This is a genomic window from Roseovarius sp. E0-M6 (assembly GCF_037083845.1).
Taxonomy (GTDB): Bacteria; Pseudomonadota; Alphaproteobacteria; order Rhodobacterales; family Rhodobacteraceae; genus Roseovarius.
The window spans coordinates 403,652-421,673 of the sequence record NZ_JBAPLA010000001.1 but is presented as its reverse complement, the minus strand read 5'-3'; the positions used below and the strand labels follow the sequence as shown (position 1 = coordinate 421,673).

The 18,022-nt window shown below is 61.0% G+C and carries 14 protein-coding genes; 9 read left to right on the top strand and 5 right to left on the bottom strand.

The features are described 5' to 3' along the window. Positions 1 to 45: 45 nt before the first annotated feature. Positions 46 to 3,537 (bottom strand): DNA polymerase III subunit alpha, encoded by a 3,492-nt coding sequence (dnaE, locus tag V8359_RS02160; RefSeq protein WP_336427054.1) that lies wholly within the window; start codon positions 3,535 to 3,537, stop codon positions 46 to 48. A gap of 263 nt (positions 3,538 to 3,800) precedes the next feature. Here dnaE and V8359_RS02155 point away from each other — a divergent pair, with 263 nt between their 5' ends. From V8359_RS02155 to V8359_RS02120, 8 genes are all read left to right on the top strand, one after another. Next, on the top strand, positions 3,801 to 4,718 hold the full coding sequence (locus V8359_RS02155; RefSeq protein WP_336427053.1) for a dihydrodipicolinate synthase family protein: 918 nt from the start codon (positions 3,801 to 3,803) through the stop codon (positions 4,716 to 4,718). Between the two features lie 3 nt (positions 4,719 to 4,721). Further along, on the top strand, positions 4,722 to 6,230 hold the full coding sequence (locus tag V8359_RS02150; RefSeq protein WP_336427052.1) for an aldehyde dehydrogenase: 1,509 nt from the start codon (positions 4,722 to 4,724) through the stop codon (positions 6,228 to 6,230). Between the two features lie 10 nt (positions 6,231 to 6,240). Continuing rightward, positions 6,241 to 7,587, top strand: coding sequence for an NAD(P)/FAD-dependent oxidoreductase (locus V8359_RS02145; protein WP_336427050.1), 1,347 nt, complete (start codon positions 6,241 to 6,243; stop codon positions 7,585 to 7,587). Between the two features lie 151 nt (positions 7,588 to 7,738). Then, positions 7,739 to 8,023 (top strand): cupin domain-containing protein, encoded by a 285-nt coding sequence (locus V8359_RS02140; RefSeq protein ID WP_336427049.1) that lies wholly within the window; start codon positions 7,739 to 7,741, stop codon positions 8,021 to 8,023. Positions 8,024 to 8,098: 75 nt separating this feature from the next. Continuing rightward, positions 8,099 to 9,307 (top strand): DegT/DnrJ/EryC1/StrS family aminotransferase, encoded by a 1,209-nt coding sequence (locus tag V8359_RS02135; protein ID WP_336427048.1) that lies wholly within the window; start codon positions 8,099 to 8,101, stop codon positions 9,305 to 9,307. Positions 9,308 to 9,687: 380 nt separating this feature from the next. Next, positions 9,688 to 11,046 (top strand): ammonium transporter, encoded by a 1,359-nt coding sequence (locus V8359_RS02130; RefSeq protein WP_336427047.1) that lies wholly within the window; start codon positions 9,688 to 9,690, stop codon positions 11,044 to 11,046. A 29-nt stretch (positions 11,047 to 11,075) separates the two neighbouring features. Continuing rightward, positions 11,076 to 11,294 carry a hypothetical protein gene (locus V8359_RS02125; protein WP_336427046.1) on the top strand — a complete coding sequence of 73 codons (219 nt, stop codon included), beginning with the start codon at positions 11,076 to 11,078 and terminating at the stop codon, positions 11,292 to 11,294. Positions 11,295 to 11,429: 135 nt separating this feature from the next. Beyond that, on the top strand, positions 11,430 to 12,341 hold the full coding sequence (locus V8359_RS02120; protein WP_336427045.1) for an aminotransferase class IV: 912 nt from the start codon (positions 11,430 to 11,432) through the stop codon (positions 12,339 to 12,341). A gap of 44 nt (positions 12,342 to 12,385) precedes the next feature. On the opposite strand, the gene V8359_RS02115 is transcribed toward V8359_RS02120, so the two are convergent. The 4 genes from V8359_RS02115 to V8359_RS02100 form a co-directional block, all read right to left on the bottom strand. Next, positions 12,386 to 13,354, bottom strand: coding sequence for a LysR family transcriptional regulator (locus tag V8359_RS02115; protein WP_336427044.1), 969 nt, complete (start codon positions 13,352 to 13,354; stop codon positions 12,386 to 12,388). Positions 13,355 to 13,359: 5 nt separating this feature from the next. Further along, positions 13,360 to 13,941, bottom strand: coding sequence for a polyhydroxyalkanoate synthesis repressor PhaR (gene phaR / locus V8359_RS02110; RefSeq protein ID WP_336427043.1), 582 nt, complete (start codon positions 13,939 to 13,941; stop codon positions 13,360 to 13,362). Positions 13,942 to 14,080: 139 nt separating this feature from the next. Next, the gene (locus V8359_RS02105; protein WP_336427912.1) at positions 14,081 to 14,533 is read right to left on the bottom strand and encodes a phasin family protein; all 453 of its coding nucleotides are present in this window, start codon (positions 14,531 to 14,533) and stop codon (positions 14,081 to 14,083) included. A gap of 128 nt (positions 14,534 to 14,661) precedes the next feature. Then, positions 14,662 to 16,473 (bottom strand): PHA/PHB synthase family protein, encoded by a 1,812-nt coding sequence (locus V8359_RS02100; protein ID WP_336427042.1) that lies wholly within the window; start codon positions 16,471 to 16,473, stop codon positions 14,662 to 14,664. 102 nt (positions 16,474 to 16,575) lie between these two features. On the opposite strand from V8359_RS02100, the gene phaZ reads away from it, so the two are divergent. After that, a complete protein-coding gene (gene phaZ / locus V8359_RS02095; protein ID WP_336427041.1) occupies positions 16,576 to 17,889 on the top strand; it encodes a polyhydroxyalkanoate depolymerase in 1,314 nt (437 codons plus the stop codon). The last annotated feature ends 133 nt before the right edge of the window (positions 17,890 to 18,022 follow it).

The following is an 18,022-nucleotide window of genomic DNA, read 5'->3' as shown; positions in this document are numbered from 1 at the left end:
TTCAAACATGAGGCCCGGTTTTTGGGGCCTTCAGGCAAGCGAGCTTCAGAATTCCTGAACGTCCCAAACCCCGTCCAGATGCTTCAGCGCGCCCTTGATCTGCGGATTGACGGCAAATTCTCGGCCTGCGTCCATCTCAACCTCACCGGGAAGCCCTTGATCCAGAAGGCAAAACCTCACCGGGCCCCGGCTCGCGTTTCGCGCGGCCTCTTGCGCGCGCTCCAGAACACTCGCCACCGTGGCAATCGCGCTTGGCGTCTCTACGAAGATGCGCAAGCCCATCGCGCCCGCATCGGCGACCACCCCGTCAATCGGCGCGACTGAGCGCGCCAAGAGCTTGAGTTGATCGGCCTCTGATGTCGCCTCCACAGTGATCACAACCTGCGATCCGGTCTCCAGCAACTCGCGCGAGGTCTCAAGCGTTTCCGAGAACATCGTCACCTCGTAACCGCCAGTCACGTCACTGAGCTGAACAAAGGCGAAACGGTTGCCGCGCGCGGATTTGCGCTCCTGTCGTCCTGCGACCACACCCGCGATCTTGACCACAGCGGGGGTATTCCTGACCATCTCGGTCACTTCATCAAGGGTCTTCACGTCCTTGCGCCTGAGCGCGCCCATGTAATCGTCAAGGGGATGACCCGAAAGGTAGAACCCAACCGCCTTGAATTCCTCTGTCAGCCGCTCGGCGGGAAGCCAGTCCTCCACCGGCGCGATGCGCGGTTCGGGCAAATCGTCGCCCGCCTCACCAAAAAGCGAGACTTGGCTCGAATTGCGTTGCTCATGCACGGCGGCCGAGTAATTCATCAGCGCCTCCAGACACTCGAATACCCGACGCCGATTGCGATCAAGCTCATCAAAGGCACCCGCCCGCGCCAGCATCTCGAGCGGCCGCTTGCCAATCCGCTTGATATCCACGCGGCGTGCAAAATCGAACACCGTCGAAAAGGGCCTCTCTTCGCGCCCCGCGACGATCAGCTTCATCGCCTCCACACCCACGTTCTTGAGCGCGCCCAGCCCATAGTGAAGCACGCCGTCCCGAACCACGAAATGCGCGTCCGACCGGTTCACACAAGGCGGCAGCCAATCAAGCTTCAGCCCCTTCTTCACCTCTTCGAAATACACGGCCAGCTTGTCGGTGAGGTGAATATCGCAATTCATGACGCCCGCCATGAATTCCACCGGGTGATTGGCCTTAAGCCAGGCGGTCTGATAGCTCACCACCGCATAGGCCGCAGCGTGGGACTTGTTGAAGCCGTAATTGGCGAACTTGTCCAGAAGGTTCCAAACCTCAAGCGCCTTCGCGTCATCGACGCCGTTTTCCTTGGCACCGGCAATGAACTTGGGTCGCTCGGCGTCCATCGCCTCCTGAATCTTCTTGCCCATCGCCCGACGAAGCAGGTCGGCGCCGCCAAGCGAATACCCCGCCATTTCCTGCGCGATCTGCATAACCTGTTCCTGATAGACGATGATGCCCTGCGTCTCGTCGAGGATGTGGTCGATGCTGGGATGCAGGGTCTCGCGTTCCGAAAGCTCGTTCTTGACCTCGCAGAACTTGGGAATGTTCTCCATCGGGCCGGGCCGGTAAAGCGCGACAAGCGCGATGATGTCCTCGATGCAGTCGGGCTTCATGCGCTTGAGCGCATCCATCATCCCCGAACTTTCCACCTGAAACACCGCCACCGTGCGGGCCTTGGCATAAAGCTTATAGGTCTTGGCATCATCGAGTGGGATTTGCCCGATATCGTTCTCCGCGCCCTCGAACGGCTCATAGATGGTGCTGCCATCCTGCGCGATATGCAGGTCGCGCCCCTCGCCGTGGATCTGTTCGATCGCGTTCTGGATCACCGTCAGCGTCTTGAGACCCAGAAAGTCGAACTTCACCAGCCCCGCCTGCTCAACCCACTTCATGTTGAACTGCGTCGCGGGCATGTCCGAGCGCGGATCCTGATAAACCGGCACCAGCTCATCAAGGGGACGATCCCCGATCACCACACCCGCCGCGTGGGTCGAGGCGTTGCGAAGCAAACCTTCCACCTTCATGCCGTAATTCAGAAGGCGGTCCACCACCTCCTCGCGCCGGGCCTCCTCGCGCAGGCGATCCTCCTGCGCCAGCGCTTGGCTGATGCTCACGGGTTTCACGCCTTCGACGGGGATCATCTTCGAAAGCCGGTCGACCTGCCCATAAGGCATCTGCAAGACCCGGCCGAGGTCGCGCACCGCCGCCTTCGACAGAAGCGCGCCGAAGGTGATGATCTGCCCGACCCGGTCGCGACCGTATTTCTCTTGCACATACTGGATCACCTCCTCGCGGCGATCCATGCAGAAGTCGATATCGAAGTCGGGCATGCTCACCCGCTCGGGGTTGAGAAACCGCTCAAACAGAAGGCTGTAGCGCAGCGGATCAAGGTCCGTGATGGTCAGCGCATAGGCCACGAGGCTGCCAGCGCCCGACCCCCGTCCGGGCCCCACCGGAATATCCCGCTCCTTGGCCCATTTGATGAAATCCGCAACGATCAGAAAATAACCCGGGAATCCCATCCCCTCGATGATACCCAGCTCGAAATCGAGCCGCTTTTCATAGTCCTCGACCGGGGCCGCGTGCGGAATGACGGCAAGCCGCTCGGCCAGACCCTTCTGAGCCTGCCGGCGAAGCTCATCCACCTCGTCATCCGCAAACCGCGGCAGGATCGGATCACGCCGGTATGCACCAAAGGCGCAGCGCCGCGCGATCTCGACCGTATTCTCCAAAGCCTCCGGCAGATCGGCGAAAAGCGTCGCCATTTCCTGCGGGCTTTTGAAATAATGCTCAGGCGTCAGGCGGCGGCGCGGCCCCGACTGATCCACATAGGCCCCGTCGGCCACGCAAAGCATCGCGTCATGTGCCTCGAACATGTCCTTCTCGGGGAAATAGACGTCGTTCGTCGCGACAAGCGGCAGGTCCATGGCATAGGCCATCTCAACATGACCCCGCTCGCTCAACTTCTCGCTCTCTGGCGGGCCGTTTTCCCCCGGATGCCGCTGTAGCTCAACATAAAGCCGGTCGGGAAAGGCCCGCGCCAGCCGCTCCAAAAGTGCCTCGGCCGACGGTCTCTGCCCGGCCCGCAACAAAAGGCCGATCGGGCCCTCCGGCCCACCCGTCAGACAGATCAACCCTTCGTTATGCCGCTCCAACTCCTCGGGAAGCACATGCGCAAGCGCGCCATCACCCCTCAGATAAAGACAGGAATTGAGCTTCATGAGGTTCTCGTATCCGGCCTCGTTCTGCGCCAGAAGGACAACCGGCGCCGTGGCCTCGCCCTTGCCCGACGCGCCATAGGCCAGATCGACCTGACAGCCCATGATCGGCTGAACCCCCGCCCCCTGTGCAGCGACCGAGAATTCGAGCGCGGCAAACATGTTGTTGCTGTCTGTCACCGCCACCGCAGGCATGCCCATTTTCCCGCAAAGTTCGGGCAGTTTCTTAAGCCGCACCGCGCCTTCAAGAAGCGAATATTCGGTGTGAACGCGAAGGTGGATGAATCTGGGTTTGCTGCTCATCGTTTCATCCTATGTGACCTGTCGCGCTGCCGCCAGACGCGCGCGCGCATAATCGACACATTTTTCGCGATGGCACAGCGGTCCGATCCGCCGTGCCGCAGGTCGCGCCATAAGGTATACCTTATGCACACCCCAAGGGCATTCTCGCTTTTTCCGCCTCCGAATCTGCGATACACCGCCGGGCAACCGCTTCACGACCACGGGCCCTAGGTTTGGCTTATACCAACACAGGCCCGCACCGCCGACACCTATGGGAGGCCGCCATGGCACCACGCTTCACGCTCGAAGGGATCTACACCCCCGTCGTGACCCCGCTCAACGACGATTTCACCGTCAATCATGACGCGCTCGGAGACGTCGTCGATCACCTCGTCAACGCAGGCGTTCATGGGCTGATCACCGGCGGCTCAACAGGCGAGAATTATACCCAGACGGTCGAAGAGCGCCTTGAAATCGCCCGCGCCACGCGGGATCGGCTCAATGGTCGGCTGCCGCTCTTTCTCGGGACGGGCATGATGCGAACCGATGACAGCATCGCTTTGGCACAGGGCGCGCGCGACCTCGGTCTTGATGGCATCCTGCACGGCACCCCGCCCTATTCGGTGCCGACCGAACGGGAAAACGCGCTCAACACGCTCGCGGTGGATCGCGCCGCCGACCTGCCGATCATCCTCTACAACTATCCCGGCCGGATGGGCGTCAACATGGGTGAGGAATTCCTCGACCGCGTGGGCCGCTCGCGCAATGTCATCGGCATCAAGGAAAGCTCGGGCGACATCAACCGCGTGCATCTTCTGGCCCGCGATTACCCTCATATCCAGATGTCCTGCGGCATGGATGATCAGGCGCTCGAATTCTTCGCTTGGGGCGCCCGAAGCTGGATTTGCGCTGGATCCAACTTCCTGCCGGAAGAGCATGTATTCCTTTATGAAACCTGCGCCGTTCAGGGTGATTTCTCCAAGGGGCGGCGCATCATGTCGGCCATGATGCCGCTCATGCGCGTGCTCGAACAGGGCGGGAAATTCATCCAATGCGTCAAACACGGCACCACCATGGCGGGCCTTGACGCGGGCACCGTGCGCCCGCCCCTGCGCCCCCTCAACAAGGATGACAAGCGCGAGCTTGAACAGGTCATCCGCGTCCTCAAACGCACCATCGCAGACATCAAGGCGGAGAACTGAGCCATGAGCGATCTTCTGACACGCGGCGAATACGAAGCCATCGCCGCCGATCTCACCCTCCCAGTCAACGCGTTCATCGACGGAAGCTTCCGGCCTGCCAAATCCGGCAACATTTTCGAAACGCTGAACCCCGCCACCGGGGCCAAGCTGGCCGATATCGCCGCCTGCGCGTCCGAGGACGTGGATTTCGCGGTCGAAAAGGCACGCGACGCTTTTGAGGGTGGCCGCTGGTCGCGGCTGCACCCGTCCGAGCGCAAGGACGTGCTCATTCGCCTCTCCAAGCTGATGACACGCAACGCCCGCGAACTGGCGGTCATGGAAAGCCTCGACTCGGGCAAGACCATTTTCGACTGTGAAACCGTGGATATCCCCGAAACCATTCACTGCATCAAATGGCACGCCGAACTGATCGACAAGATCTACGATCAGGTCAGCCCTGCGTCGGACGATCACATCGCGATGGTCGTGCGCGAGCCGGTGGGCGTGGCGGGGCTTGTCCTGCCATGGAACTTCCCGCTCCTGATGCTGGCGTGGAAAATTGGCCCGGCGCTTGCGGCGGGCTGCTCGGTGGTGGTCAAACCTGCCGAGGAAACCTCGCTCACCGCGCTGCGCCTTGCCGAACTCGCCTATGAGGCCGGCGTGCCGGCGGGTGTGCTCAATGTGGTTCCCGGCACGGGGCCGGACGTGGGCGAACCGTTGGGCCTGCACCCGGATGTGGACATGGTGTCGTTCACAGGCTCGACCGAAACGGGCCGCCGCTTCCTTCACTACTCCGCCGACAGCAACCTCAAGGAGGTTGTCCTCGAAATGGGTGGCAAAAACCCCTGCATCGTTATGGACGACGCCGAGGATTTGGATACCGTGGCCGAACACGTGGTCAACGGCGCCTTCTGGAACATGGGCGAAAACTGCTCGGCGGCGTCACGCCTCATCGTCCACGAGGACGTGAAAGAACGGCTCCTCGACAAGGTTCAGGCAGCCGCCCGCGAATGGATCGTGGGCGACCCGCTCGACCCCGAAACCCGCATCGGCGCGCTCGTGAGCCAGGACCACTACACCAAGGTCTGTGGCTACCTGAACAAGGCCAAGAAGGCCGATGTGATCATGGGTGGCGGCACCTCGGGCGACGCGTTTGTCGAACCGACGGTCATATCTGTCCCCGGCAATGACACACCCCTCGCCCGCGAGGAAATCTTTGGTCCCGTGCTGTCGGTGATCACCGTAAAAGGCTTCGACGAGGCCATCGTGGTGGCCAATGACACGAAATACGGCCTCGCCGCGTCGATCTTCACCGCCAACGCCAAGCGCGCCATACGCGGCGCGCGCGCCCTGCGCGCCGGCACCGTCACCGTGAACAGCTTCGGCGAGGGCGACATCTCCACGCCCTTCGGCGGCTACAAGCAGTCCGGCTTTGGCGGACGCGACAACTCGGTTCATGCCCATGACCAGTATACCCAGCTCAAGACCATCTGGCTCGACCTCACCGACAGCGGCCCCGACCGCATCAGCTAAGGGCAAGCCCATGACGCAGATCACCGCGCGCCGCCTTCCGCGTCAGACCGGGCCGGCGGGCTGGAACGCGATCCTGCCCGCAGCGCCGCCCGCCCGGCCGATCGACTCGGACGCGACGGCGGATATCGTGATCATCGGCGCGGGCTTTGCCGGGCTGTCGGCGGCGCGGCGCCTTCTGCAACTTCGCCCCGATATCCGTATCGTGATGCTCGAGGCCGGGCGCGTGGCCGAAGGCCCCTCGGGCCGCAACTCGGGCTTCATGATCGACCTGCCCCACGACCTTCAATCGGATGACTACGCTGGCCACGGCGGCGGCGACAACGATCGCCTGATGACCCGGCTCAACCGGAGCGCCATCGCCTTTGCCGCCGAGGCGGTTCAAGAATACGGCATCGCCCCCGCCTATTTCGACCCGGCAGGCAAGGTGAACGGCGCGGCAGGCGAACACGCCCATGCCGCCAACCTCTCCTATGCGCGCCACCTCGCATCGCTGAATGAACCGCACGAAATGCTCGACGCGCACGCCATGCGCGAGATGACCGGGTCAGACTATTACCATTCCGGCCTATACACCCCCGGCACCGCCATGCTCCAACCCGCAGGCTATATCCGTGGCCTCGCCTCGGGGCTTGCCCCCCGTATGACGCTTCACGAAGACAGCCCCGTCACAGCCATTGAACGGCGCGGCCCCGACTGGTCGGTCACATCGAACGGTCATACCGTCACCGCGCCACAGGTGATCATGGCCACCAACGGCCATATCGAAAGCTTCGGCTTCGCGCGCGGGCGCCTCATGCATGTGATCCTTTTCGCCTCCATGACACAGGACCTCGAGCCGGCCACCCTCGCAACCCTCGGCGGCGCGTCCCGCTGGGGGATCACCCCGTCTGATCCAATGGGCACCACCATGCGCCGCATCGACACCGCGCAAGGCGGCAACCGCATCATCACCCGCACCTGCACCGAATTCCGCCCCGGCATGGAGGCCAGCCGCGCCGGCTTTGCCCGTGCCGCGCGCCGGATGCGTGAAAACTTCGCGGCCCGCTTCCCGGCGCTTTCCGGGATCGGTCAGGAATATGTCTGGGCCGGCCATCTCTGCCTGTCGCTGAACAATGTATCGGTCACCGGAGCGCTGGATGACGGCCTCTATTCCGCCTGCGTTCAAAACGGGCTCGGCACCGCGCGCGGAACCCTGACCGGCATCGCCGCCGCCGAGGCAGCCTGTGGACACCAAAGCGACATCAGCCGCCGCTTCACCACCGAAGCCGCACCCAAACGCCTCCCGCCCGAGCCCGTCGCGACGCTGGGCGCCAACATGGTTCTGCGCTGGAAAGAGCATCGGGCGCGCAAGGAATAGCCTGCCCTAGCCTGAACCGCGGCCTTGCCGAGCCATGCAAAGTGATCCCCCGCGCGGACTCAAGCCGAAGGCGCCGCACGATCACCCTGTCCAATCACGCGCGCCTGTGCAGAATGCCCCGACCAATCCACGATTCAGGAGAGACCGCGCCATGACCATGACCTGCTCGGCCACCACGCTTATCGACGACGCCCGCACGCGCGTCACCCGTTTTGACTTCGCCCCCGGAGATCAGACGGGCTGGCACCGCCACGAGATGAATTACGTGATCACCGCCCTCACGGACTGCAACATGCGTCTCGAACTGCCCGGCGGTGAAACGCGGGACGTTACCGTGCCCGCCGGAACGGCCTATGCCCGCGACGAAGGCGTCGAGCATAACGTGATCAACGCAGGTGCCGCGCCCATGGCCTTTGTTGAGGTCGAGCTGAAATAGCGCCGGGCATTAGGGCTTTTCGCCCGCGCCAAAATCGTTTAGAAAATCCGAAAGTAACATTCGGATATGATGAACATGAGCCAGATGCCCAACGTCCATGACGCCGAACCGATCCCCGAAGAGGCGCGCGCCGAAATCGACCGCCTGCTCCTATCAGGCGACCTTTTCCGCTACACGGCCCCGTCGGACGCCCCTGTTGCACTGCTTGAGCGGGAATTCGCGGACCTGCTCGGAAGCCGCTATGCCCTCGCGGTCTCAAGCTGCTCGGCCGCGCTTTTCCTGTCGCTCAAGGCGCTTGATCTGCCGCGCGATGCCCGCGTGCTCATTCCCGGCTTCACCTTTGCCGCCGTGCCCTCTTCGGTGGTACATGCCGATTGCCAACCGGTCCTGTGCGAAGTGGGCGAGGATTACCGCATCGACATCGCGGATTTCACCGCCCGGCTTGACGGTATCTCGGCGGTGATCGTCAGTCACATGCGTGGCCACACCTCGGACATGGATGCGATCATGCGGGCCTGCGCGGCGCGCGACATCCCCGTGATCGAGGACGCGGCCCATTCACTCGGCACGACATGGAATGGTCGCAACATCGGCACGCTGGGCCGCGTGGGATGTTTCTCGTTTCAGTCCTACAAGATGGTCAATGCCGGCGAAGGCGGCATCATGATCAGCGACGACCCCGATCTCATCGCGCGCGCGATTATCATGTCGGGGGCGTATGAGCATAACTGGGCCAAGCATATGGCTGCCGATGATGCCGCCCTGCGCGATGCCTTCGGCCGCTGGCAAAACCGCCTTCCACTTTACAACCTGCGCCTGTCCAACCTCTCGGCGGCGGTAATCCGGCCACAGCTTCCGCTGCTGGCGGACCGTGTGGCACGCGGACGCGACAATCATGATTTCGTGGCGGACCTCATCAGCGCGTCGCCGATCATTTCCGTGCCCGCCCCCCTGACACCGGAACGCCGGGCACCGGATTCCATTCAGTTCAATCTCGTATCCCTCAGCGATGCCGAAACACTGGCCTTCGCCGAGGCCGCGGCCGCACGCGGCATCAAAGTGCAGGTTTTCGGTCAAAGCGCGGATAATGCCCGCGCGTTCTGGAACTGGAACTTCCTGCCCGGCGGCACCCCCGAGCTTCCCGGAACCCGTGCCATGCTGATGCGGGCTTGCGACGTGCGGCTGCCCGTGCGCCTTTCACGCGATGAGCTGACACTGATCGCCGAGGCCCTTCTCGGGGCTGCCCAAGACGTGACCGCAGACACCCGCGCCTTCGGCACCTGAATCGCATCACCCGCGAATCGCATCGCGTTTTTGGCCCGCCCACTGAGCGGCCAATCGTGGTATGCGCGCTCGAACCCAATTCAGCCCTGATCAGCGCCGGCGCCCAAAGCCTCATTCAAATAAGTGGATTTTCCAACCATCCCAGATGTTTATCTGGCACATCTCAGCATTTCGCGCATCCCAATCAAAATGAATAAAATATTCCCTATGTGAATGACGCGAATCCGGTTTAATATTTTCGCACGTCTGGATCAAAAATATTCGGGATTCAGAAAAGATTGGCGTAATATCGGTATCACGTTACTGATCCAATTTTGATCCAATGCCCTGACTAAAAGAGACACGATCTCGGGCACGCGAAAAAACGGGAGGACAATTGAATGGGAAATAACATCGATGCACTGACAACGGTGTTCACGGAGTTCTATTACTGGGTGACGATACCACTCATGTTTTTGATCCATGTGGGCTTCTGCATGTACGAAGTCGGCGCCAGCCGCCGCAAAAATCACATGCATACGCTTCTGAAGAACTCGATGATCATTCCGCTGGTCACGATCACATTCTTCTTCTTTGGCTGGTGGATCTACTGGGCGCTGCCCAATGGTCCGGGGTTCACGGGCGGCATTCTCTGGGATGATGCGGCGCCGAACGGCCCGACCTCCGACATCATGGCCACAAACCTGCAAGACCGGATCACAGGGGTCTTCTGGGCGGCGTTCCTGCTGTTTTCCTGGACGGCGGCCTCGATCGTCTCTGGGGCAGTAATCGAACGGATCAACTCTGGCGCGTTCTGGATACTCGCCGTGGTCATCGGCTCGGGCGCGTGGATTGTCGATGCGGCTTGGGGGTGGCATTACGGCGGCTGGATGGTTCAGCTTCTGGGCTACCACGATGCCTATGCCTCGGGCGTGATCCATGCCATCGCGGGCGGTTTCGCGCTTGGTGTGCTGGTGGTGCTCGGACCGCGCCTTGGCAAGTTCTCCAAGGAAGGCGTGCCGCGCGATATTCTGCCACATAACCCGTGGATGGTCTGCGTCGGTCTCTTCATCATCTATACCGGCTTCTGGGGCTTCTACGTGGCCTGTAACGTCCCGCTGATCAGCCCCGAAGGCATCGGTGGCCAGATCGCCGGCGACACATGGACGGCAACGACGATCTATCTCACACCCACCACGCTTGGTGCGATCACGTTCAACTTCCTCATGTCCCTTTCGGGCGGCATGCTGGCGGCGTTCATGGTGTCCAAGGGCGATGCGTTCTGGACCTATTCGGGCGGTCTCGCAGGGATCATCACGGCCTCGGCCGGCAATGACCTCTACCACCCGATGCAGGCGATGATTATCGGCGGCATCGGCGCGGCGGCGGCCTACAAGCTGCACTTCTGGGTCGAACGCAAGTTCAAGATCGACGATGCTGTGGGTGCTGTGGCCGTGCATGGTTACGCGGGCTTCATCGGCCTCGTGATCTGCGGTTTCATGCTCTGGGGTCATCCGTCGTCGCCCTATGAGGGCTACGCCGCGATCAACCCGCTGGGCAACACGATCGGCGCTGTGATCATGTTCGGTGTGCTGGGCTTCCTGCCGGGCTATATCGTCTCGAAGATCCTGCACGCCTTCGGATTGCTGCGCATCCCGCGCGAAGTCGAACTTCTGGGTCTCGACTTCAGCAGCCAGCAGGAAGAGACCCGCGCCGCGCGTGAAGTGCGCGAAGCGATCCGCGAAGAAATCGGCACCTGAGCCAAACCTGACACGAAAGGAAAGACATCATGTCTACAACCGGAATCGACAGTTGGGCCGTTGACCTGGCCGAAGTGGGGCCGATCTACCCGATGCAGGGCACCGAATTCATCCTGCTCGTGATCTGCGTCGCAGCATGGATCGGCTGGCACATCTGGTGCATCAGATGGGAAAAGCAGTATCACCGCGACAAGATCGCCAAATACGGCAAGGACGAGCATTACCACTCGGCCGTTGACGCGGAATAGCGCACAGACAGCGACGCGGAATAACGTCCGAAACTGCGCATGGATCACCGGAAAGGCCCCTACCAAGGGGGCCTTTTTTCTTGTTTCGGTGGGTTTTCCATTGCGTCCCATGCCACAAGACCACCAACATCGCGCATGACAGATTTTTCCAAAGGTGCCGCCTGGATGCGCGGCGACATCGTGCCAATCGAACAGGCCACCATCGGCGTGACGGACTGGGGGGTCACCCATAGCGATGTCACCTATGATGTCGTGCCTGTCTGGAATGGCGGCTTCTTCCGCCTCTCCGACTATCTGGAAAGGTTCATGGCCTCGATGGCCGCCGCGCGGATGGACACCGGCATGACCCCGGCAACCATCAAAGCGGCCCTGCACGATATGGTCGCCCGCGCGGGGCTGCGTCACGCCTACGTGGCCATGGTTGCTGCGCGTGGCACACCCGTGATCCCGGGGAGCCGTGACCCACGTGACTGTGCCAACCACTTCTATGCGTGGTGCGTGCCCTATATCCACGTGGTCCGCCCCGAACAGGCCGATGATGGCGTGGCGGTGCGCCTCTCCGACACGACCCACCGCATTCCACCAACAAGTGTCGATCCCCTGATCAAGAACTATCATTGGGGTGATTTCACCGCCGGCCTGTTCGAGGCAAAGGACGCAGGTTTTGAAACCGTTCTCCTGCCCGATCACACGGGCCATGTGACCGAAGGTCCGGGCTTCAATGTTTTTGCGCTCACCGGCAACCGGATTGTCACCCCGCGCGACGGCGTGCTGCATGGAATCACCCGCAAGACGGTTATCGAAATGGCCCGCGCCGAAGGCCATGACGTCAGCGAAGAGCCCCTGTCCGCCACCGCGCTCCTTAAGGCAGACGAGGTGTTTCTCTCAACCTCCGGGGGCGGGGTCATTCCCGTGGCGCGCCTGAATGACCGGCATGTGTCGAACGGCGCGGCCGGCCCCGTGGCCCGCAAACTCAGGGCGCGGTATTTCGAACTTCTGGACGATCCGGCCTATCGCACGGACATACGGTTTGAAGCGCCGTCATAGAGCACTTCGCGCAAGCCCGTGCCACGGATCGCACTCGAAACACCTTACAAAAGCTTGAGCGTTTCGCGCAGGAACGGATGCCGCGCGACAGACGGCGCAATCACCGTCTCTTGCAGGATCGGCTTGAGCGTCGCCGCCACATTCGTCGGCATGTCCTGCAAGATACCGCGCCGCGCGGTCAGGCTTATCGTCCGGCTCAGAGGTTCGAACGGCAGGTCGAACACATCTATCTGCGCCGCGAACCGCTGCGCCCGCCTAAGCGCGAGCGGTGTAAGGATGGTCCACCCCTGCCCCTGCCCGACCAGCGCAAGGATCGCATGATAGCTGTCCAACTCGAAACGATGCGGCAGGGTGATATTCTGCCGCGCAATATGTGAACTGACCAGACGGCCCATGTAATGCCGCTGTGTATACTGAATGAGCGGCATACGCCGAAGATGCCGCAAAAGCCGGTCACTCTCGGTCGGCATCACTCCGCGCGGGGCCGCCACCACAAAGGGTTCACGCAGAAGCGGGTGCACCTCGACCCACTCCGCCTCACCACCAAGCTCGGCGGCCACGATCACGTCAAGCGCCCGCGAATCGAGCAGATCGTAAAGATGATGGCTCGCCCCGGTCTCAAGCAGGAACTGGCATCCCCTGATCTCTCCGGCCATGTGAGTCAGAAGTTGCGGCGTCACATCCGCCTCGAAATCCTCGATCATACCAAGCCGGAACCGCGTCAACATCGACAGGTCCGACATCGCCAGTTCGGCCCGGGCCTGCGCGGCCTCGTTCAGGATGGCCTGCGCGCGACGATGCATGATCTCGCCCGCCTTGGTAAGGCGGACCGGACGGGCATTGCGATCCAAAAGGGTCGCGCCCACGGCACTCTCAAGATTGGTAAGCTGCTGACTCACGGTCGAGGGGCTGGCCCCCAACCGCCGCGCAGCGGCAGAGATCGAGCGCTCATCGGCAGCAGCCATGAAAATCTCGATGCCCCAAAGGGTGATCCGGCCCGGGCTCTCGACCATCTGTTCTACTTGTCCAGCTTGGAAAGCTTTCGCTGCAATTCGGCCAGCTGCTCTTTGATCTCGTCAAGGTTTTCATCCGCAGCACGGCTGTCGTCGCCGGCCTCGGGTGTGTCCGCCCCCGGCATGCCCGGCATGGTCGATCCCGGCGCGCCATAGCCGCTGCTCACCGCCTTGAGAAAGGCCTCCTGCTGTGCGCGAAAGGCGTCCATGCCCGGCATGTTCGCCAACGGGTTGGCCCGGGTCATATTTTCCATCATCTGGCTCTGCCCCTCGCGGAGCAGGTCAAAGCTCTGCGCCAGAAACTCCGGCACCATCGAGCCTGCTTGCGTCGAATAGGTTCGGACAAGATCGGTCAACACGTTGATCGGAAGAACATTCTCGCCCCGGCTCTCGTGTTCGGCAATGATCTGAAGCAGGTATTGCCGGGTCAGGTCATCGCCCGATTTCAGGTCGATGATCTGCACCTCGCGCCCGTCCCGGATGAAATGGGCGATATCCTCGAGGGTGACATAATCGGACGTCTCGGTGTTATAGAGCCGCCGGCTCGCATAGCGTTTGATCAACAGCGGTTTGTCGGTATCTGCCACGCAAGACCCTCCCATGATGCAGCGGTGCAGCATAGCTTAACCTATGATGCGAAAAAAGAAAGGGCGAGCATTACGCTCGCCCTTCACAGGTCGTGACACTGACTGGGAGGTCGTCGTGCCACGAAACCCTAATCTGTGCTTACTTCGAAGCCGAAGCCGATGCTTTCTTGGCGGCGGCCGACACATCGTCAGTGGCCTTTTTGACCGCTTTGGCGGCATCGTCCTGCATGGTTTTGCCGTTTGCCATCATCAGGTCGACGGTTTCCATTTGAACTTTCTTCGCGATTTCGGCGAAGGCGGCCATGTTCTCGGCTGCGACTTCGGCGTTGGCCGATGCGAAATCGGTCACGGCCTTGGCGTAGTCGGCAGGATCGGACTTGGCTTTGCTCACATCGTTCATGCGAGACAGAGTTTCCTTGGTCCATTTGCTCGAAATATCGGCCGATTGCTCGACTGCCTCGAGCGCCACGCCCGAGAACTTCTCGCTCAGGTCGGCTTGGTGCTTGAAAGCGTCTTCAAGAGCTTTGGTGTCCATCGGGAACGCGCCCATGAAGTCTTTCATCATCGTGTTGAAGTCTTGTGCTTTTGCCATTGGTAAAATCCTCGATACTGTGTGCGGGTTGCCCCGGATTGCTGCGTCTGGAAACAATATAGACGCCGCGCTGCAGCATTTCAAGGATTTTTTCTGCATTGCAGCAATTCGCAACTACCGCGTTGGAGTCACTCGGAAAGTTGGCCTGCATTGCGGAGCACATAGGTGCCGGGGGCCGGGGCGATGGGCGGATACTCCTTCGATCCTGGCTGTCTCGCCTCCACTTTCTTGCCCGACCGTTTCCGAAGCCAGGCCTCCCAGCGGCCCCACCATGACCCTTCGTGGAACTCCGCGCTCTCGAACCATTCGTCGGCCCCGAGTGTCAGATCGTCATTCGTGTAATGTCCATATTTCTTCTTGCTTGGCGGATTGACGATACCCGCAATATGGCCCGACTGAGAGACGATGAATGTCTTGTCCTTGGACCCCATCTTCTGCACACCCCGGTAACAATCCTTCCACGCGGCGATATGGTCGGTCTCACAGGTGATCGCCATCAACGGCACCTCGACATCGCTGACCCTGAGCGTCTCTCCCAAAAGATTGAACCCGTCTTTGGCGAATTCGTTGCGCTGACACAGCCCGCGCAAATACTGCATCGCCATTTTGCCCGGCAGGTTCGAGCCGTCCCCGTTCCAATAAAGCAGATCGAAGGCCGGTGGGGCCTCGCCCATCATGTAGGACCGGATCGCAGGCGTATAGATCAGGTCGTTCGACCGCAGAAAGCTCATCGTCCGGCCCAGAATAAACGACCGCAGCACACCCTGCGCCGCGATCTCGGCCTCGATCCCGTCCACGAAATCGTCCTGAAGGAACGGCGTGAATTCGCCCTGCTCGGAAAAATCGGTGAGCGCGGTAAAGAAAGTCGCAGACTTGATCGACTTGTCGCCGCGTGCCTTCAACAGCGACAGAACCAGCCCAAGCGTGGTGCCGGCGATACAATAGCCAACCGCATTCACCTTCTGCTGGCTGGTGATCTTCTTGGCGATGCGAATCGCCTCAAGAAACCCTTGCTCCACATAGTCTTCCATGCCGGTTTCGGCATAGCTCACATCGGGATTGACCCAAGAGACGACGAACAGCGTATAACCCTGATCAACGATCCAGCGGATGAGACTGTTTTGTGCCTTGAGATCAAGGATATAGAACTTGTTGATCCACGGAGGAAACAGGACGATCGGCGTCGCGTGAACCTCTTCGGTGGTCGGGGCATACTGGATCAACTCCATCATGTCGTTGCGATGCACAACCTCGCCCTGCGCGGTGGCGATGTTTTCACCCAATTTGAAGGCGCTGTCATCGGCCAGCCGCACGACAAGCTCGCCATTATTCGCCTCAAGGTCGGCCACGAGATTCTCAAGTCCCTTCACAAGGCTCTCCCCTTCGGTCTCCACCGCTTTCTCGAGCGCGTCGGGATTCGTTCCAAGAAAGTTCGTCGGCGCCATCATGTCCGCGATCTGGCGGACAAAGTATTCCAGTCTCTGCTTCTCCTTGGGCGGCATGTCTTCAAGGTCGTCCACAGCCTGTTGGAGGGCCTGCGCATTGATCACATATTGCTGTTTGATATAGCGGAAATAGGGATGCGTCTCCCACATCGGGTTGGCAAATCGCTTGTCTCCCGCCAGAGGGTCGGGCTCATTTTCGTCCTCGGGCCCGCCCCCCTGAAGCAACGCCTGCTGCGCCTCGATGAAATGCCGCACCGATTTGCCCCAGTACTCGAGCTGCTGTTCGTAAATCTTGCCGGGATTTTCCACCATTTCGGACCAAGCCGACATTGCTGCATGCGCATAAAGCTCATGAGAGGGGCTATTGAGGGTCGGATTGGCAGGGTTTGATCGCGAGAACGCTGTCACCAATCGCTCTGTAAGTGCCTCTATCCGCTGCAAATTGGCGTTTAACCGTTCCACATCCGCCGCCGGACCACCCTCTTGCGTTGCCATTCCTTGATTTACCTCTTACTCTCGCTGCTATGCAGCATCGGTTGTTTCGGCTCTGATGACTTGCTGTTACAAAATCCGGCCAAGCCCGGGAAAGGAGACCAGATGCGGTATATGGCGACATATGATCTCATGGAGACTATCCGCAACACCAATCAGTGGCTCGGCGCAAGCGCCCTGTCATTTGCATCCTATCCGATTTTCAGCATGGCTCCAAACCCTGTATTTCAATGGATCTCGGCATGGGGCGAAGTGACCGAACGGACATTTCAGCGCATGGTCACCAAACCGGACTGGGGCATCGAATCGATCACCGGCGAAGACGGTCGCGATCACCTCATCACGGTCGAGCCGGTCGTGTCGCGCCCCTTCGGCGATCTCATCCGCTTCAATGTGGCGGGCCGCGATGACATGGACCGCCGCGTCCTGCTCGTCGCGCCGATGTCGGGCCATTATGCCACGCTCCTGCGCTCGACGGTGAAATCACTCCTACCCGATTGCGATGTCTGGGTGACCGACTGGCACAATGCCCGCGACATTCCCGTCAGCGAAGGCAAGTTCGACATCGAGGATTATACCCTTTACCTGACTGATTTCATGCGGGCTCTGGGCTCCGATCTGCACGTGATCGCCGTATGTCAGCCCGCGCCGCTCGCGCTGGCGGCGACGGCCTATCTGGCGGAACAGGATCCTGATGCACAGCCCCGCTCGCTCACCCTGATCGGCGGGCCGGTCAACCCGGACGCAAGCCCCACCGACGTGACCGATTTCGGGCGCCGCGTCACCATGGGTCAACTCGAAGAGACGATGATTCAACGTGTCGGCTTCAAATACAAGGGCGTCGGGCGCATGGTCTATCCCGGCCTTCTGCAACTCGCCTCCTTCATGTCGATGAACTCCGATCGTCACGCCACGGCCTTCTCCGATCAGATCGGCCGCGTATCACGCGGCGAGGCCAGTGACCGCGACCCGCATAATAAGTTCTACGACGAATACCTCGCCGTCATGGACATGCCCGCCGAATTTTACCTCTCCACGGTGGAACGCATCTTCAAGGGGCTCGAAGTCGCCCAGAACGCGTTCGTCGTGGATGGTCACAAGATCGACATCGCCGCCATCACCCGCGTCGCCGTCAAGACTGTCGAAGGCGGCAAGGATGACATATCGGCGCCCGGCCAATGCGTTGCCGCGCTTGATCTGCTCACCGGCCTGCCCGACGACAAGAAAGCGAGCCACATTGAACCCGAGGCTGGCCATTACGGCATTTTCGCGGGCCGCTCATGGCGCAACAATATCCGGCCTCTCGTGCTCGATTTCATCGACGCGAACTCCGAGGATCCCGCCAAGCGCAACCGCACACGCCCCCGCCGCAAGAACGCGCCGGACGCCGGCGACGGCCCCGCCCTCAAGGCGGTCTGAGCACCGCCCCGGACGGCCCCACCAGATATACCAAAGCGCCAAGGACAAGATCCGATTTGAACGGCGCTTACAGCGTTTCGCGAAATGCCGCGAAACACTCATATGTTGCGCGCCCTTCCCTGCGGCGGCGTCA

Bases quoted from the DNA above. Each gene is read 5' to 3' on its own strand.
- V8359_RS02130 (WP_336427047.1), top strand. From the start codon at position 9,688: ATGGGAAATAACATCGATGCACTGACAACGGTGTTCACGGAGTTCTAT.
- V8359_RS02100 (WP_336427042.1), bottom strand. From the start codon at position 16,473: ATGGCAACGCAAGAGGGTGGTCCGGCGGCGGATGTGGAACGGTTAAAC.
- V8359_RS02120 (WP_336427045.1), top strand. From the start codon at position 11,430: ATGACAGATTTTTCCAAAGGTGCCGCCTGGATGCGCGGCGACATCGTG.
- V8359_RS02145 (WP_336427050.1), top strand. From the start codon at position 6,241: ATGACGCAGATCACCGCGCGCCGCCTTCCGCGTCAGACCGGGCCGGCG.
- V8359_RS02115 (WP_336427044.1), bottom strand. From the start codon at position 13,354: ATGGTCGAGAGCCCGGGCCGGATCACCCTTTGGGGCATCGAGATTTTC.
- phaZ (WP_336427041.1), top strand. From the start codon at position 16,576: ATGCGGTATATGGCGACATATGATCTCATGGAGACTATCCGCAACACC.
- V8359_RS02105 (WP_336427912.1), bottom strand. From the start codon at position 14,533: ATGGCAAAAGCACAAGACTTCAACACGATGATGAAAGACTTCATGGGC.
- V8359_RS02155 (WP_336427053.1), top strand. From the start codon at position 3,801: ATGGCACCACGCTTCACGCTCGAAGGGATCTACACCCCCGTCGTGACC.
- dnaE (WP_336427054.1), bottom strand. From the start codon at position 3,537: ATGAGCAGCAAACCCAGATTCATCCACCTTCGCGTTCACACCGAATAT.
- V8359_RS02135 (WP_336427048.1), top strand. From the start codon at position 8,099: ATGAGCCAGATGCCCAACGTCCATGACGCCGAACCGATCCCCGAAGAG.
- V8359_RS02140 (WP_336427049.1), top strand. From the start codon at position 7,739: ATGACCATGACCTGCTCGGCCACCACGCTTATCGACGACGCCCGCACG.
- V8359_RS02150 (WP_336427052.1), top strand. From the start codon at position 4,722: ATGAGCGATCTTCTGACACGCGGCGAATACGAAGCCATCGCCGCCGAT.
- V8359_RS02125 (WP_336427046.1), top strand. From the start codon at position 11,076: ATGTCTACAACCGGAATCGACAGTTGGGCCGTTGACCTGGCCGAAGTG.